The sequence below is a fragment of the Saccharopolyspora tripterygii genome (genome assembly GCF_054778355.1).
In genome coordinates, this window is record NZ_BAAGZP010000045.1 from 1 (window position 1) to 17,280 (window position 17,280).

General features: G+C 71.5%; 10 protein-coding genes. 5 read left to right on the plus strand and 5 right to left on the minus strand.

The window, feature by feature from the left end:
• The 5 genes from ACYVF3_RS30455 to ACYVF3_RS30475 all read left to right on the plus strand — a co-directional run.
• Window positions 1–2,482, plus strand: a 2,482-nt coding sequence (locus ACYVF3_RS30455) for a hypothetical protein (RefSeq protein WP_461157731.1), incomplete at its 5' end; no start/stop codon positions are given.
• A gap of 91 nt (window positions 2,483–2,573) precedes the next feature.
• Window positions 2,574–6,122 carry a hypothetical protein gene (locus ACYVF3_RS30460; protein ID WP_461157732.1) on the plus strand — a complete coding sequence of 1,183 codons (3,549 nt, stop codon included), beginning with the start codon at window positions 2,574–2,576 and terminating at the stop codon, window positions 6,120–6,122.
• On the plus strand, window positions 6,119–7,084 hold the full coding sequence (locus ACYVF3_RS30465) for a hypothetical protein (RefSeq protein WP_461157733.1): 966 nt from the start codon (window positions 6,119–6,121) through the stop codon (window positions 7,082–7,084). Before ACYVF3_RS30460 ends, ACYVF3_RS30465 begins: the two co-directional genes overlap by 4 nt.
• Window positions 7,081–10,479 (plus strand): right-handed parallel beta-helix repeat-containing protein, encoded by a 3,399-nt coding sequence (locus ACYVF3_RS30470; protein ID WP_461157734.1) that lies wholly within the window; start codon window positions 7,081–7,083, stop codon window positions 10,477–10,479. The genes ACYVF3_RS30465 and ACYVF3_RS30470 overlap by 4 nt, the downstream gene beginning before the upstream one ends.
• 66 nt (window positions 10,480–10,545) lie before the next feature.
• On the plus strand, window positions 10,546–11,418 hold the full coding sequence (locus tag ACYVF3_RS30475) for a macrolide 2'-phosphotransferase (protein WP_461157735.1): 873 nt from the start codon (window positions 10,546–10,548) through the stop codon (window positions 11,416–11,418).
• Between the two features lie 200 nt (window positions 11,419–11,618).
• Here the strand turns inward: ACYVF3_RS30475 and ACYVF3_RS30480 are convergent, their stop codons facing one another.
• From ACYVF3_RS30480 to ACYVF3_RS30500, 5 genes are all read right to left on the minus strand, one after another.
• Entirely contained in the window at window positions 11,619–12,173 is a 555-nt protein-coding gene (locus ACYVF3_RS30480) for a GNAT family N-acetyltransferase (RefSeq protein ID WP_461157736.1), read from the minus strand.
• A 294-nt stretch (window positions 12,174–12,467) separates the two neighbouring features.
• Window positions 12,468–13,913, minus strand: a complete 1,446-nt coding sequence (locus tag ACYVF3_RS30485; RefSeq protein ID WP_461157737.1) for an ABC transporter ATP-binding protein — start codon at window positions 13,911–13,913, stop codon at window positions 12,468–12,470.
• Window positions 13,910–14,707, minus strand: coding sequence for an ABC transporter permease (locus ACYVF3_RS30490; protein ID WP_461157738.1), 798 nt, complete (start codon window positions 14,705–14,707; stop codon window positions 13,910–13,912). The genes ACYVF3_RS30485 and ACYVF3_RS30490 overlap by 4 nt, the downstream gene beginning before the upstream one ends.
• Window positions 14,704–15,642: an ABC transporter permease gene (locus ACYVF3_RS30495; RefSeq protein WP_461157739.1), complete on the minus strand. Its 939-nt coding sequence runs from the start codon at window positions 15,640–15,642 to the stop codon at window positions 14,704–14,706. Before ACYVF3_RS30495 ends, ACYVF3_RS30490 begins: the two co-directional genes overlap by 4 nt.
• On the minus strand, window positions 15,639–17,165 hold the full coding sequence (locus ACYVF3_RS30500; protein WP_461157740.1) for an ABC transporter substrate-binding protein: 1,527 nt from the start codon (window positions 17,163–17,165) through the stop codon (window positions 15,639–15,641). The genes ACYVF3_RS30495 and ACYVF3_RS30500 overlap by 4 nt, the downstream gene beginning before the upstream one ends.
• Window positions 17,166–17,280 lie beyond the last annotated feature (115 nt).

Below are 17,280 nucleotides of genomic sequence, written 5' to 3' on the forward strand. Positions count from 1 at the left end.
TGTGAGTCGGTCGTCGCGTGAGTCGAGCCGCTCGGTCCCGACCTCCACTTACCCGACGTTCACCTATCCGACGACTTCCACCTATCCGACGACGAGCTCGTCCTCCTCGTACTACCCGCCCCCGAGCAACTCGTATTACTACTACGACCGGCGCCCAGGGCTGCCGCCGAGCCAGGACGGCCCGGTCAGCGACGGCGCGCAGGGCCGCTCCGACGATTCCGCCCCGGCGTCCTCGGTGCCGCGCGACCAGCGCTTCGCCGCAGCGCTCGACACCTACCGGGCCGCGCGTTCGGCTGCTGCTGCGGGCGTCAATCCCGTGCAGTACCACGCGAGCGGTGTTCCCGGCGGTGCCAGCAGCAGGCCTGAAACCCGGTTCGGCACCGAGATCGAGTTCACCGTCCCGGAGGAGCACTTCGACGTCGCCGTGCAGGAACTCGGTGCCGCGTTCCGCGATGCCGGGCTGGGGGACTGGCGCGACGGCCAGGAACTGGCGTCCGGCTTGGTGAAGAAGGCTCCCGACCGCTGGCGCCTGGTCGACGAGGACACCCTGGAGAGCGGGATCGAGGCGGTGTCGGAGAAGCTCGCCGGCGACTCGCGGTCCTGGCAGCGCTTCGAGACCGCGGTCGACACCATCCGCTCCGTCGTGGAGAAGTACGGCGGCTCGGTCGACGAGGGCGGCGGACACGTCAACGTCAGTCACGAGGGCGCTGCCTTCACCCCGCGAGCGAGCGTCGCCCTCGCGGCCCTGGCGAAGGCCCGCGAGCAGTCGCTGTACCGGATGGCGAACCCGACGATGGGTGGGCCGCAGCGCGAACTCCGCGCGGTCGGCCCGATGCCGGTTCCGCCACGCGCCGACACCACCCGCACGCCCGAGGACGTTCGCGCGCTGAACTCCAGCCGCAACGAAGGGTTGAACTTCGAGCACGTCCAGGGCGGTGCGAACGACCGCTGGGAGTTCCGGATGTTCCCCAGCAGCACCGACAAGGGGGAGTGGCAGGCCCGGGTGGAGCTGGCGTCGGCGATGGTCACCGCGGCGCAGGATCCCGCGAACCACGACCGCATCGAGGCGCTGCTGTCGGACCCGAGGCTGCTGGGCGACGAGACCGGCGACCGCTCGGACGAAGCCCAGCTCAGCGACCTGCTGGGCCTCTTGGAGGTGCTGCCGCTGAGCAAGGCGGCCGAGCAGCAGATCGTGGAGCTCTTCGCGGCCACCGAGCCGTGGCGTCGCAGCGGAGCCACCGACGACTTCCAGACGCTGGCGGTGCCCACCCGCGACGGACTGCACTACCCGAGCCCGGGCGAGGACGTCTCGGCGCTGGTCCAGCACGGCCGCGACACCAACCCGAACCCGGACGTGCAGGTCATCCGGGTCACCGCCAGCCAGGACGGCGACCACCTCACCCTCTGGGACGGCGAGAACCGCACGGCCCGCGATTTCGCCAACTTCGTGCGGTTGCACCCCGGGTTCGACGAGGACCGCGGGGTGGTGCTGGAGACCGGCGACGTCGACACCCGCGTCATCCAGGACGTCGCCCGCTTCTTCGGCAACGCCGAGATCCGGCCCCGCCAGGAACACGCGCCGAACGCAGAATCCGCCGACATCTCCCCGGGGCTGCCGCCCTCGGACGGCTCCCGGCACTCGTCGAGGTCGCGCCACTCGCACGAGTCCTCGCGCTCGCACCGCTCCTCGCACTCACATCACTCGTCGAGGTCCCACCACTCCTCGCGATCGCACCACTCGTCCTCGTCGAGCCGACCTGCCTACGGCACCTATACGGCAGCGCCGTCCTCGACCGGTCCGGTGACGCTGGACAACCCGCAGTTGCGGGCCAATCCCTCACGTCCGCAGTGGATGTACCGGGGTGACACTCGTCCGACTGAGGTGATCTTCCGGGATGGGATGACGTCGTGGGGTCGTGATTACAACCTGGTGTCGCACGTGCACGGTGGTGAGCACGCGCGGGATTCGGGGTACGTGTCGGTGACGCCGAGCGCGGTGGCCGCCCATCAGTTCGTCGTCCCCGACGGCGGAGAACCGATCCGGTACCAAGGTCGTTGGTACGTGCCGATGTCGGGGCAGATCTACCAGATCGAGTCCTCGGGCAACATGATTCACATGGCGTCGCAGAACCTGCCGCGGGATCTGCTGGACCGGATGCAGTACCAGACGGAGTGGGATTCGGTGCGGCACGTGGATCGCCGCAACATCCACTCGGCCATGACCGTGAGCGGGCACTTCCACCAGGGCCCGGATGGCAGGCGCACGATCCTGCCCGGCACGACGCCGCGACTGAGCAACGTCGAGAACGACGGGTTCGTCGACGGGTACCGGGGTTACGACCCGCACGCCGACTCGGGGAGCGGGTTCACGCGGGAGACCGATCTCGGCCTGGGCGGCCGGTCTCGGCGGCGTCGCTCGCCCTCCGAGGAGTACGACGACCGCTACTACGACTACCCGTCCTCGTCCGACCGGCGGCGGTAACCGCCCCCGCGCCTGACCGCGAACAGGTTGAACCTCCCCGCCTCCGCCATCCGTGACAGTAGCGGGGCCAAAAGGAGGAGGCAGGCACCACATGGGCGCGTTGGTCGTCGAGCGAATGGGCGCAGGCGTGGTCGTGCGTGCGGAGGAGGCGCGTGCGCCCGTGCCGCCGCCACCGTTCACCCTGGCGGACGGGCGAACGCAGGTCTACGTGGACGAGACCGCGCTGCCCACCTTCGAGCAGCTCGAACCCGAGGTGCTCGCCGGCCTGCGCAACGAACTGCGCCCCGAGGGCGTCGGTCTCCCCGCGATCAGACTGCTCTCCTCGCGGGCGGGTCTCGCCGCCCGCGACGGTTCCCGTCCGCTGGCGCTGAGGTTGTCCGAAGCTCTCGGCACCGAGGTCGTGGCGCCCGACGGGGAGCTGCTGATGCTGCCCGGCGGCGAGCTGTTCTCCGCAGGTGAGCAGACGGGCTGGGTCGGTTTCCGGCCTGGGCGGTCGAAGCTGCACGACGGACCCCGCTACCCGATTCCGGACTGGCAGGACGGGCTCTCGACGAGCCTGCGCACGCGGCCCGTCGACCCGCGCATCAGCGTCACCCCCATCCCGGCGGGGATCTGGGTGCGGGCCGCGGGACATCCGCCCCGACCCCACGGCGACTCCGGCTTCCAGGTGCCGCTGTCCCGGAACCGGCTTGCCATCGTCGTCGGAGCACCGGGTGAGCCGCTCCCCGCGACCGAAGCCCTCGCGGCGTTCGTCGGCGGGCTTCCCGCGCCGCAGCGCGACACGTTCGGCCTGATCAGCTACGGGCCCGAGCCGGTGAGCGTCCGGCCGCTGGCCCAGCAGCTCGCCGAGCTCATCGGTCAGCCCGTGCACGGGTGCCACGCCGTGCCGCAGTACCTGCCCGAAGGCGGCCAGACGTGGGTGGTCCCCGATGATGCGGGTCAACCCAGCTGGCTCCCGTTCGTGCTGGAGAGCACCTACCAGCCCGGGGTTCCGCCGACACCGCGCAACTGGCTCCCACCGGTTCCCGGGCTCACCGGGGCTGGGACCGGAACGTTCTGGCTGCAGGACGGCTGGCTGGTCGACGTGCTGCCGGCAGGACTGCTCGTGCGCCCCGTCCGCGTGCCCGTCGACCCCGTCGCGTCGCGGCTGCCCATCTCGCCCGACGCGGTCAACCTGGTCGTCAGCTCCGCAGGCGGAGTACCGCCGGAGCGGGTCCTGACCGCGGTGGAACGCCTCGCCGCCGAGCTGCCCGCCGAGACGCGCGAGCGCCTGCGGCTGATCGCCACGCCCCACGCCGGGCCCGACCACCTGGGTCGCCTCGCCGCGTCGCTGCACGTCGGCGTGCACGTGCTCGGCGCCGCAGGGCCCGGTCCCGCCGTCGAGGTCGCCGCGAACGCGCCCTTGGGAGCGCACCCGTGGGAGGCGTCGGCCGGTGCGGTGCCCGCGGGCACCGGCGGGCAGGCGATCGCCTGGGTTCCAGCTCCTCCGGCAGGCGTTCCCGCCACGACCGAGCCCGTCACGACGGCGCTCGCAGCGACGCAACCGCCCACTGCTTCCCCGGAATCCGGTGCGGGGGACGACCAGCCGGCGGCCGCGGTGTCAGCGACCCGACCGATGACGGCCGGGCCGATCCGGCACCAGCCGACCGAGCCCTTGCGCATCGTCTCGCCGGTGGCAGTCGACGCCGAGGGCAGGATGCGCCCCATCGGCGACGGCTGGCACCGGGGCGAACCCGGTGCAGCAGCCCAGGAGATCGAGCGCGCCGAGGTCCCTCCGGTGCCCGCATCCTTGGGATCCGCGAGCACGCCGCTCTCGCACTCGCCCGAACCGCAGCCCTCGGCGAAGCCCGAGGAGGAGCCGGCGGTCGAGGAGACGTCGGCCTCGACCGCGGGCCCGACCGCGCAGGACGCTCCGGTGCCCGCGGCGAACGTCGAACCGAACGCTCCGGCCGCAGCGGAAACGACTGCGGCACCGGCAACCTCGTCCGGCGGTCCGACCTCGGTCGCCCCCAGCGCGATCCCGACCGTGGTGACGTCCGCGCAGATCCCGGTGGTCGCCTCCAGCACGCCGCTCCCGTCGATGACGCCTGCCGCTCGCGAGCCCGCGCCGGAACCGGCGGCACCGCCGCAGGAGGATCCGCCACCCGCCGCGCCACCGTCACCTGCCGCACCACCACCTGCTGCACCGGCGGCAGGTCCGGGGCCGGCTTCGGGACCGCGCCCGCCGGCCTCGCCTCCACCGGCTCGACCGGCGCCTCCTGTGAGGCCGACGTCTGCGCCGGTCGCCGCCGCACCGGCTCCGGCTCCTGCCGCGACCGCGACCCATCGCATGCCCGCGCCGGTCGCGCCCGCCGCACCGGTGCTTCCGGCCCCGGTCGCCCCACCGGTCCACGCCCCGACACCGGTCCCGCCGCCGCCCGCCGCAGCGGTGCAGCAGGGCCCCGCGTCGGGCCCGGCGGCCGCAGCCGCGCAGGCGCCGGCCACGGCCGCACCGGCCGACCCGTCGGTGACAGCGGTGACGCAGGCGAACGCCGCTCCAGCTGAGCAGGTTTCGGATGCCGCGGACGCTCAGGCGTCCCGAGCCGACGCAGCCGATGCCCGGTCCGCCGCGGACCAGACGACCGCGCTCGACCTGGCCGAGGTCGAGGCCGCTGTTGAAGCCGCGCCGACGGCTTCCGACACCGCGCAACAGCAGGAACCCGCAGCGGTGGAAACGGTTTCGGCGACCGATGTCGCGGCCGCGAACGTCGCCGTCGTGGAGGCGACCGAGGCCGTCACGGAGGAGGTCGTCGCGGAGGAGGCCGCCGAGGCCGGGCTGGCCGACATCGGGCAGGCCGAGACCGATGAGCAGGTCGCCGCAGCGGTGTTGAAGCCGCTGCTGCTGGTGGACCACTCCAGCACCGAGGAAGACCGCCAGCGGTTCAAGAAGTCGCTGGGCTGGAAGTACGACGCGGCCACGCGCTCGGTGACCCGCCTGCTCGCCGAGCGCCCCGGCCTGCGCGGTGGCATGCCGGTGGACGACGCGATGCTCACCGAACTCGCTGCCGTGCACGTGTTCGCCACCTCCGACCAGCGCCAGTTCGTCGACGCGATCCGCTCTGGAGACGCGACCTCGCAGTACCCGTTCATCTCCTGCCTGGCGGGAGGACTGCGGCGGCTTCCGTCGTTGCAGGGCCTGGTCGTGCGCGGTGGTCCTGGCGAGGTGGAGACGGTCGAGGACTACGTCGTCGGCAGCGAACTCGTGGAACCCGCCCCGATGCTGGGGGTTTCGGACGGATCGGCTGACGTGCCCGGTTCGGTGGAGCTGCTGATCTGGTCGGTGACCGCGCGGAGGCTTGGCGGCCTCGCCGACGACGAGAACTCCGCCGACGTGGTTTTCCCGCCTGCCACCTCCTACCGGGTCCTGGCCGTGGAAGCGGATTCCGGCCGCGTGCTGCTCACCGAGGTCGGGAAGAAGCAGCGGTCCGAAGAAGCGCGCAAGCGGCACGACGCCCGGGTGCTGGAACGGCTGACCGAGGCGGCCAAGAGCCGCGACGAGCGCGCCGGTTCCGAGGTGAGAGCGCCCGATCACGAGCGGTACTCGGTGTTGCTGGGCGAGCCGGCGAGCCCGTTCGCCAAGCCCGCTGGGGTCGATCGGTGAGCCCGCGACCTCCTGAGGTGCACCGGTTGCTGCTGCAGCTGGCGGGCCGGATGCCCGACGCCGAGCTCGCGGTCCTGCGCACCTGCCTCGCCGACGGCGAGCTCGACGAGATCGCCGAATCGCTCGTCACAGCGGTCGGTCTGGGGTTGGCGCTGACCGACGCCGAGGTCGACCTGCTCACGTCGCTGGCGCAGGCCCACGACGTCGATCCCGGGGGTCTAGCGGACGCCCCTCGGTGCGCCGAACCACCGCCGTGGCGCTTCACCGCCGAATCGGGCGACGATGTCGACGAGGCGGCGGTGCGCGCGGCGGAACGCGTGGGCGGGGTGCGGGCGCTGTGGCGCAGCGGTCGCATCTCGGCGGAGACGACCGAGCCGCTCCATCTCGTGGAAGCGGGCGAGGACGCCGACCTGATCGAGCTGACCGCCGAGATCCAGCACGGTCTCACCGAAGCCGGTGCCGAGCCGCGGGTGGAGGTCTTCCCGGCTGGTGCCGCCCCGACCACCTACCACGAGAGCGCGCTGGCGGCGTCGGAACTGATCTGGGACCCCGCGCCACCCGTGCGGCTGGCTCGCGTCTTCGACGGCGCGGACACCCTGGGCAAGCCGTTCTTCCGGCCCGATCACCCCCGGGCCGAGGCCGCGGAACGGCAGCGCCTGCTGGGTTATCTGCGTTCGGCGCCGATCGCGATGTCCACGGATCAGGTCATGCCGGACGTGATCGACCCGAACCGCACCGTGCCGCTGAACTTCCGCTCGGACGGCACCTGGGTCTGGAACGACGCGGTCCACCACTATCTCGACAAGTACCACCTGGCACCGGATCCCGAGCTGGTCTCGCACGTGGTCGCCGCGACGGCGAACGTCGCGCCGCTGGGGCGCCTCGACCTGCACCGGGCGATCGCCGTGCTCACCGAATCGTCGACACCACAAGCGCGAGAAGAAAAACTGGGGCGAGAATGACCAACACACGTTCGATGCTGTCGGTCTCGGCGACCGCGCCCGACTCGTTCCGCACCATCGGCGACGCGATCGCCTCGGCGACCACGGGCGACGTCATCTCCATCCAGCCCGGCACCTACACCGAGTCGGTGGTGCTCAGCCGCGACGTCACGCTGTCGGCGGCGGGTGCGGCGGGCGGCGTCCGCATCGAGTCCAGCGGTGACCCGGCCATCGTGATGGCGGCCGAGACCGCCGTCCTCTCCGGTCTGGTCCTCGTCCACAGCGGAGCCGAGACCTCGGCCATCGACGTCTCCACCGGCCGGCTGCGGATGGAGGAGTGCCGCGTCGAAGCGGCGTCGGCGGCAGCGCTCTACGTGCACGGTCAGGCCGAAGCCAGCGCCAGCGGAACGGAGTTCACCAACCCCTCCGGGGCCGGGGTGATCGCCATCGACGGTGCGGGCGGGCACTTCGGCAACTGCACGATCAGCGACGTCAAGGCCGCCGCCGTCGTGATCCGCACCGATGCGGACCCGCAGTTCGTCGACTGCACGATCAGCGATGCGGCCGGCAGCGCGGTGCTGGCCGCCGAGCGCGCCAGGGGAGCGATGCGCGATTCCCGGATCGTGCGGGCGGGCAATCCCGCCGTCGTGGTCGAGGGCAGCAGCTCGTTCCGGATGAGCGGCACCGCCATCACCGAACCGACCGGCGTCGGGTTGCTCATCGCCTCCCAGTCCACGCCCGTCATCGAGGACTGCACCATCACCGCGCCGGGAGCCCAGGGCGTCGTGCTCGTGCAGCAGGGGCGGCCCGAGGTCCACCGGCTGCGCGTCGACAAGCCCGCCGGGTACGGCCTCCACGTGCTCGAAGGATCCCAGGGCGAGTTCAGCGAGTGCACCATCGCGGATTCCCGGGATGCGGCGGTGTGGATCGCCGGAGCGTCGCCGTCGTTCTCCGGGCTGGAGGTGACCGGTGCCGGCGGACCTGGCGTGGTCGTGGCCGACAGCGGCACGGGCACGTTCCGGGAGCTGACGCTGCGCCGCCCGACCGGGCCCGGGATCGACGTGCGCGCCTCGAAGGTGACGGTCTCCGGTGGTGCGATCGTCGAGGCGGCCGGTGATGCGGTGCTGCTGGCCGAGAAGGCCGAGATCGAGATCGAGGACGTCGCCGTCTCTGGGGCGGGCGCGGTCGGCGTCCGCATCACCGAGCAGAGCTCCGCAGACCTGCGCGGCGTCACCGTCGCGGGCGGTCGCGGCACAGCGGTGCTGGTCTCGGACGGTCAGTCCGTGCTGCGCGGCTGCGACCTCTCCGACGCGGGCGAGCACGGGGTGAAGGCCTCCGGGACCTCGTCGGTGGCCCTGGAGCAGACGCGCATCCGGGGCTGCGAGGGCAACGGCCTGGAATGGGCCGCTGGGTCGTCGGGCGTGCTGGACCGCTGCGAGATCTCCGGGAACGCCGCGGACGGGATCGTCGTCGGGTCCACCGAGTCGATCAGCGTGCGCGACACCGTCTCCAAGGACAACGGCGGCGCGGGCGTGCGGCTGCAGGTCCGCCGCGACAACGTGCGGCTCAGCGGCATCACCAGCGCCCAGAACGGCGACCCGGAGAGCGATTCCGGCGAGGCCGCACCCGAATCCGACGACACGACGCGGTTCGGGAGCTCCCGCACCGCGGACTCCGCTGCGTCGAGCGAGACCGGCCACGAGGCCCCGGCGCCCGCGCAGGCCAAGCGCAGTTCCGAGGGGCGGCTCGGTGAGCTGCTCGGTGAACTCGACGCGCTGGTGGGGCTCACCGACGTCAAGCGCGAGGTGGAGGTCCTGACCCGCCTGGAGCAGATGGCGGAGAAGCGGGCGGCGGTCGGCCTGCCGATGCCGCCGATGAGCAGGCACCTCGTCTACGCGGGCTCGCCCGGTACCGGTAAGACCACGGTCGCCCGGCTCTACGGGCAGATCCTCAAGGAGCTCGGCGTGCTGCGCATGGGCCAGCTCGTCGAGGTGGGGCGCGCCGATCTGGTCGCCAGCGTCGTCGGCGGGACGGCGCTGAAGACGACCGAGTGCTTCGAGAAGGCGCTCGGCGGCGTGCTGTTCATCGACGAGGCTTACACGCTCTCCGGCGGCGGTGGCGGCGGCGCCGACTTCGGTCAGGAAGCGGTGGACACCCTGGTCAAGCTCATGGAGGACCACCGCGAGGACGTCGTGGTCATCGTCGCCGGCTACACCATGGAGATGCGGAAGTTCCTGGCCACCAACCCCGGTCTGGGCTCCCGGTTCTCGCGGACGATCGAGTTCGCCGACTACAGCAACGACGAGCTGGTCACCATCGTCGAAGGCATGTGCCGGGCCAACGACTACCGGCTGGAGTTCGAGACCCGCGAGGCGGTGCTGGGGTTCTTCCAGAAGTACCCGCGCGACGAGGCGTTCGGCAACGGCCGCACCGCCCGGAAGGTCTTCGAGGAGATGATCGGCCGCCAGGCCTACCGCCTCGCCGACGACCCCGAGCTGAACCCGGTGGCCATGACCAGGCTGCTGCCGGAGGACATCGGGGCGCTGCCGGGCAGCGGTGTCGGTGCCGGCGCGGCCAACGCCGACACGGCGATGGTGGAGAGCCTGCTCAACAAGCTGCACCACATGGTCGGGCTCGCCGACGTCAAGTCGGAGGTCGGCAACATGGTCGACCTGCTGGCCTCGGCCAAGCAGCGCCAGGCCGCCGGACTACCGGTCCCGTCGCTGAGCAGGCACCTGATCTTCGGCGGGCCGCCCGGTACCGGCAAGACGACGATCGCCCGCCTCTACGGCGAGATCCTCGCCGCGCTGGGCATCCTCCAGCGCGGTCAGGTCGTCGAGGTCGGGCGCGGTGACCTGGTCGGCGAGTACGTCGGCCACACCGCGCACCGCACGACGGAGGCGTTCGACCGGGCGCGCGGTGGTGTGCTGTTCATCGACGAGGCCTACACGCTGTCCTCCCAGCGCGGTTCCAGCTCGGACTTCGGGCAGGAGGCCATCGACACCCTGGTCAAGCTGATGGAGGACCACCGCGACGAGGTCGTGGTGGTGGCCGCGGGCTACGAGGGTCAGATGGAGGAGTTCCTGGCCGCGAACCCGGGTCTGTCCTCGCGCTTCTCGCAGCGGGTGCGATTCGCCGACTACAGCAACGACGAGCTGGTCACCATCGTCACCCAGCACGCGGCGGCGGCCGGGTACGAGTGCACGGGGCCGACGGTCGCCGCGTTGCGGGCGCACTTCGTGTCGACCCCGCGTGGCCCGTCGTTCGGCAACGGTCGTTATGCCCGGCAGGTCATGGACGCGGCCGTCACCCGGCACGCCAAGCGCCTGCGGCTCACCGCTTCGCCGACCCTGGAAGACCTCTGCCTGCTGCTGCCCGACGACGTGCCTGCCGCGGGTGAGGTGGCCAGCGGCTGAGCCCGGCGAGGCCGGGGCCGTCGCCGAACCGGAAAACGGGTGGCCGCGTCGACTACCGTCGGCGGGGTGCTGACGGAACTCGCGCAACGCCACGGCCTGAGGGTGCGGGTCCTGGAGATCGACGAGACCGGCTGGGACTTCCAGGTCGGCCACGCGGTGGACGCCGACGGGACCCGCTGGGTGCTGCGCGTGCCTCGGCGGCGCGAGGTCGGCGCTCACGTCGGGGTCGAGCGCCGGTTGCTGGAGCACCTGCGCCCGCGCCTGCCCGTGGCCGTGCCCGACTGGGAGATCTGCACGCCGGAGCTCATCGCCTACCGCAGGCTCCCGGGCAGGCCGCTGGGCCCGGAACATCCGAAGACGCTGGAGTACCAGTGGTGGCGGGAGCCCACGGAGGAATTCTTCGCCGACCTGGGTGCGGTGATCGCGGAACTGCACCGCACCCGGGTCGACGAGGTCGCTCGGCTGGGCGTGGCGGTCTCAGGCGACCGCGACCTCCGCGAGGAGGTGCGCGATCACCTGGTGCTGGCCGAGCGGATGATGGAGGTTCCCGAGAAGAAGGTCGCGCGCTGGCGGTCCTGGATTCACGACGACGGGTACTGGTCAGGGGCCGCGGATCTGCGCCTTGTTCACGCGGACCTGCACCCCGGCCATGCGCTGGTGGACCAATCCTGCCGTCTTGCAGGGGTTCTGGACTGGACGGATGCCGCCGTCGACGAACCCGCGCTCGATTTCGTGGCGGCGCACAACGCCTTCGGTGAGCGGGGACTGTCTCGGTTGCTGGCGGGTTATGCCGGTGCCGGCGGGACGGTGCGATCGGGTTTCGCGGATCATGTTCGGCTCCTCTCCGAGTTTCGGTTCTCGGTGTCGTTGGGCGTGCACGCGGTGGAGACGGGACAGGGCGGATTCCTGGACATCGCGCAGCGGCGCCTTCTCGGTTGAGCGCCGTGTGCCTTTTCCACTCTTGAGTTCTCAAACAGCAAGCCGGAGAGCGATCTCGCGCTCTTCGAACTGGTGTTCCCAGTGTGCGCTCGCGGTCCCGGAAAAGCCAGCGCATTCCGATCGCTGGATGGGGTGGTGCATGTGGTCACGCTCCGAGATCGATTGGGCGGAAAAGGCTCCCGAGATCCACTTCGGAGTGATCACACCACCGGGATGGGGATCTCGAAGTGCACCGCCGGGCTGTGGGCGGGGTCGGTGCGCCCGTCGTGGATCTCCTTCGCGACGCTGCGCCAGAACGGCTCGGCTCCCTCGATCGCGGCGTTGGTGTGCAGGTAGATCGACTCGTACCCGGGTGTCAGCGCGACGAACCTGCAGGCCTTCTCGACGAGGTGCCGGGCCAGCCCGTGGCGGCGGTGCTCGCGGCGGACGTAGACGCGGAAGATCTGCGCGGTGGTGCCGGAGGGGTAGCGCTCCGCGAGCCAGGGGGCGTGCGGCGGGCTCTGCGGGCCGTCCGCGCGGACCGCGGTGGTGGCCACGACCTCGTCGTCGAGCGCGGCGACCAGCAGCGTCTGCCGGGGGTCGGTGAAGTACGCGGTGTCCATGTCGACGACGTCGTCGTGCCAGCGCGGGGTGTAGCCGTGGCCGAACTCCCGGTAGAAGGTGTCGAGCATGACCGACCTGGCGCCCCTCGCGTCGTCCGGGGTGGCCTCGCGGACCACGTAGCGGCCGACCTGCTGTTGCCCGAGCTGAACCACTCGCCCTACCTCCCTGGTAGCTGTTTATGGGTTGGTTTGCGTGGCGGTGCGGGTGGCGGAAACCCCCGAAGGGGAAAGCGCAGCGCCTTCGTGGACTCCGTGCGCCGCTCCTGATGTCTTCCGCTTACCCCGGGGGTGGACATCGGCGTCGGCGGCGTACTCGCCACGAAGGCGCTGGCGAACCCGCGGCGGTGCGGGCTGAGTCCCACACCTGAAACAGCGGCTCCGCCGCATACCTAAAACCGCTCCTTAGCTGAACACGTCTTTTGAAAATCATATTCAATAAACGGTTGGCTATGCGTCCCGACCTGCTGCTTCGGCCGTGACGAGAGAGCGGGTGACCGCGTGCTGAGGCGTGGTGAGGACGTCGGAGGCGGAGCCCTGCTCGACCACCCGGCCCTCGTCGAGGACCAGCACCCGGTGCGCGAGACCGGCGACACCGGCGAGGTCGTGGGTGATGATCAGCAGCGCGCAGCCGGTGTTGTGCTGCAACTTGGCCAGCACGTCCAGCAGGTCGGCCCGTCGCTTCGGGTCCAGACCCGAGGTGATCTCGTCGCAGATCAGCACGTCCGGCTCGGCCAGCACCGCCCGCACCAGCGCGGCCCGCTGCAGCTCCCCGCCCGACAGGCCCGACGGGGTGCGCGACGCCGTCGACTCGGGGATCCCCAGCTGCGCCAGCTCCTCGGCTGCCCGCGCGCGAGCCCGCTCGCGCGGCACCGCCCGCAGCCGTTCGGCGGTGCGCGCGACCTGGTCCAGGACCGGGGTGAACTCGCTGAACGAAGCTCGGGCGTCCTGGAATACGTGCTGCACGCGCGCGAGCTGGTCCCGCGAGCGGCGGCGCAGCACCGGGGACAGCGGCCGGTCGTCCAGCACGACCTCACCGCCGCGATGCCGGTGCAACCCCGAGACGCACCGGGCCAACGTGGTCTTCCCGCTGCCGGAACGTCCCAGAACCGCGAGCCTTTCCCCTGCGGCGACCTGCAGCGACACCCCGTGGAGCGTCTCGGTGCCGCGATGACCGGCGGTCAGCTGCCGCACCGACAGCACCGGATCGGTGGTCCGCGGTGGTGCCGTCACCACCGGTGCGGACTCGGCGACCTCGTCCACATCGGACGCCCGGATCCGCCCGCCCTCCACCAGGAGGACCCGGTGCGCTAGGTCCCGGACGAGGTCGAGGTCGTGGGTGAGCAGCAGGATCGCGACCCCTTGCTCGGACACCGCGCGCAGCTCGGCGGCCAGCTCGGCCCGCACCACGGGGTCCTGGCCGGTCGTCGGCTCATCGGCGATGAGCAGAGCCGGGTCACCGATCAGGGCCTGGGCCAGCACGACCCGCTGCTGCTGCCCGCCGGAGAGCTGGTGCGGGTAGCGGCGCAGGAACCGCTCGCCGTCGGGCATCCGCGCTCGCCGCAGCGCGTCCAGGACGCGCTCCCGGGCCTGGTTCTTCGGCACGTGCAGCCGTGCGATCTCGGCGAGCGCGGAACCGATGCGGCGCACCGGGTTCAGCGCCGCCGACGGCTGCTGCGGGATGAAGCCCACCCGGCCGTCGATCTCGACAGAACCCGAGAGCACCGCACCGGGCGGCTTCTCGCCGAGCAGCGCCAGCGCGGTGGTCGTCTTGCCGCTGCCGGACTCGCCGACGAGCGCCGCGATCTCACCGGCCTCCAGCTGGAACGTTGCGCGGGAGACCAGTTCGCGCTCGTCGATGGTGACGGTCAGGTCCCGCACGTCGATGGCGGTCACCGTGCCTCCAGGAAGTTCGCGTCGGACTGCTTCAACCGCCGGTCGAACAGCAGGTTCACCCCGACCGACAGCGCGATGATCAGCAGGGCCGGGAGCACGACCGCCCAGGGTTGCAGGAACAGACCCGTGCGGTTGCGGTCCACCATCGCCGCCCAATCGGCTTCTTGCGGCGAGATTCCCACGCCGAGGAAGCTCGCCGAGGCCACCAGATAGATCGCTCCGGTGAACCGGGTCCCGAGGTCGGCGGCCAGCGTGCGACGCATCGCGCGGGCCACGTAGCCGACCGCGATCCGGGGCAACCCTTCGCCCTGCAGGCGCATCGCCTCCACGGCCGGTCGCGCTGAGACCGACAGGGCGGCGGCGCGGGTGATGCGCACGACGTCCGGCAGGTTGATCAGCGCCACCACCGCCACCAGCACCCGCGGGTCACCCGGCGACAGGGCCGCCAGCAGCAGCAACATCAGCATTGACGGCACCGCCAGCAGCAGGTCCAGCGGGCGCATCACGGTCTCGTCGGCCAGCCGGCTGCGCGTCATGCCCGCGAGCAGGCCGAGCGGGACGGCCAGCAGGTACGTGCAGGTGGTGGCGGCCACCGCGATCAGCACCAGCGAACGGCCGCCGAGCAGCACCTCGTCGAGCACGTCGCGGCCGACGAAGTCGGTGCCGAACACGTGCCCGCCGCCGAGCAGGAACGCCACGTCCTTGGCCGGGTCGTCCGCGGCGAACAGCGGCCCCAGCAGGGCCACCAGCACCGGGACCGCCACGAGCGCTGCGGGGATCGAGTACTTGGTCATCGGTGGGCCTCCGCGGCGGGGGACAGGACGCGGGCGGCGATGTCGGCACCGAGGTTGACCAGCACGGTCGTGCTCGCGAAGACCAGCGCCAGGCCTTGCAGCACCGGCAGGTCGCGCGCCGAAACCGCCTCTAGCAGCGTGGTTCCCAGGCCCGGGACCACGAAGATCGCCTCCACCACGATCACGCCGCCGATCAACCAGTCCGCCGTCCGGGCGAGCTGCTGCACAGCGGGAGCCGCGGCGTTGGGCAGCGCGTGCGCGAACGTGATCCGGGCCGGGGAGAGGCCGAGCCGGCGCGCGTGCTGGACGTAGGGGGAGCGCAGCGCCTCGATCATCCCGGCGCGCACCAGCCGGCTCAGCGAGCAGATCGGCCGCAGCAGCAGCACGACGACCGGCAGCACCAGCAGCCCGGGCTCCTGCAGCAGCGAACCACCGACGGCGGTCGGCGGGAACCAGCCCAGCTGCACGGCGAAGACCGTCACCAGCAGGATGGCCATCGCGAATTCCGGCGCTGCGTAGAGCCCGAGCGTCGTGCTGGTGATGAGCCGGTCGAGCCGGCCGCCCTCCCGGCGCGCGGCCAGGACCCCCACGCCGGTCGACATCGGCACCAGCAGCACCAGTGCGAGGGACGCCAGCAGCAGCGTGGGTCCGGCCGCCGACCCGATCACCTCGGCGACGCTGCGCGGCCCGGCCAGCGAGGTGCCGAGGTCGCCCTGCGCGGCGGCGGCCAGCCAGTCCCCGAACCTCTGCCACATCGGCCTGTCCAGGCCCAGCTGGTCGCGCAGCGCGGCGATGACCGCCGGGTCCGGGTTGTCCCCGGCGATCGTCACCGCGGCGTCCCCCGGGAGTGCTTCGGTCAGGAGGAAGACGCCCACCACGACGAGGAACACCTGGACGACACCGAGCGAGATGCGCCGCAGCAGGTAGTGCGTCACGCCAGCCACACCTTGTCGAAGCGCGCCCAGTCCAGGGTGTTGGCCGGCGCGCGGTCGTCGACCCCGCCGACGTTGCTCGCCGAGGCCACGATCCAGTCGGACACGCCCCACCAGGCGAAACCGCCCTCGTGGAACAGCTGCTCCTGCATGCGCCGGTAGATCTCGGTGCGGCGGTTCTCGTCCTGGGTGGACTGCGCCTCGTCGTAGAGAGCGTCGAAATCGGGTCGCCGCCAAGCGGTGTTGTTGGTCGTGGAACCCGAGAGCAGCCGCTGCGAGAAGTGCGATTCCAGCGGCATGCCCCCCGAGCGGTAGCTGGCGAGCACGCCGTTCTTGGCGATGTCCGACCAGTAGGTGTCCTTGTTGCCGAGCCGGACGTTGAGGTTCAGCCCCACCTGGCGGGCCTGATCGCTGATGGCCATCGCTGCTTCCTTCAGCCCGGTGGAGGCGTCGGAGGTGTCGAAGTCGATGGTCATTCCCTCAGCCCCCGCCTGCCGCACCAGCGATCGCGCGCGCTGGAGGTCCTGCCGCCGCTGCGGCAGGTCGGCGTAGTAGCGGTAACCCTTGCCGTAGACGTCGTTGCCGACCTGGCCGGAGCCCTGCAGCACCGAGCGCAGCAGCTCCTCGCGGTCGATCAGGTGGAAGAGTGCCTGGCGCAGCTCTGGGCGGTCGAACGGCGGGCGGTCGACCTTCATGGCCAGCCCGTGGAAGTTGCCCAGCGGGAGCCGGTGCACCTGGATCTGACCGCTCGCCTCGTAGGTGCGGGCGCTGGTGATCGTGAGGTCGTGGGCGTAGTCGATCTGCCTGCCCAGCAGCGCGTTCACCCTGGCCGACTCGTCGTTGGTGACGACGATCTGCAGCTCGTCGACCAGCGGAGCCCCGTCGAAGTAGTCGGGGTTGCGGGCGGCGAGGAACGAGCGTCCCGGTTCGAAGGAGATCAGCTTGAACGGCCCGGAACCGACCGGACGGCTGAAGTCGGTGGTGCCCTCGGGGATGATGTAGGCCCCCAGCGTCGCCAGCGCGTTGGGGAACTCGGCGTAGGGGCGCTTCAGGCGGAACTCGACGGTGCGGTCGTCGATCGCGCGACTGCCGGGCAGGTCGATCACCGACAGGCTGGACTTGGCGCGTCGGCTGCCCCCGGGTTCGGTGATGCGCGCGTAGCTGGCCAGCACGTCCGCCGCGCGCACCGGGCGACCGTCGTGGAAGGTCGCCTGCCGCAGCGTGATCCGCCAGGTCCGCAGGTCGGCGGAGGGCTCCCAGCGCTCGGCCAGGCGCGGCTGCGGGGACATGTCGGAGCCGTAGTCGGCGAGCTTGTCGAAGAGGGCCTTGGCACGGGCGATCTCGATGTAGAGGTCGGTTTCGTGCGGATCCAGCACCTCGGCCGCACCGCCGCCGGAGAAGGCCGCGCGTAACCGGCCGCCAGGGCGCGGCGGTCCAGCGCTGCTTCCCGCGCCCGGAGCGCAGCCGGTGAGCAGCACGGCACCGGCGGTCAGGCCGAGGAAGCCGCGTCGGTTCAGGTTCTGCATGGTTCTCCTCTTCGGAGTCTCTTCAGTGGTCGGCTTGTGTGGGGTGGGGGAAGTTTTCATGAAAACTTCCCCCACCCCACACAAGCGGAACAGCGGCTACCGCCGTGATCTGAAA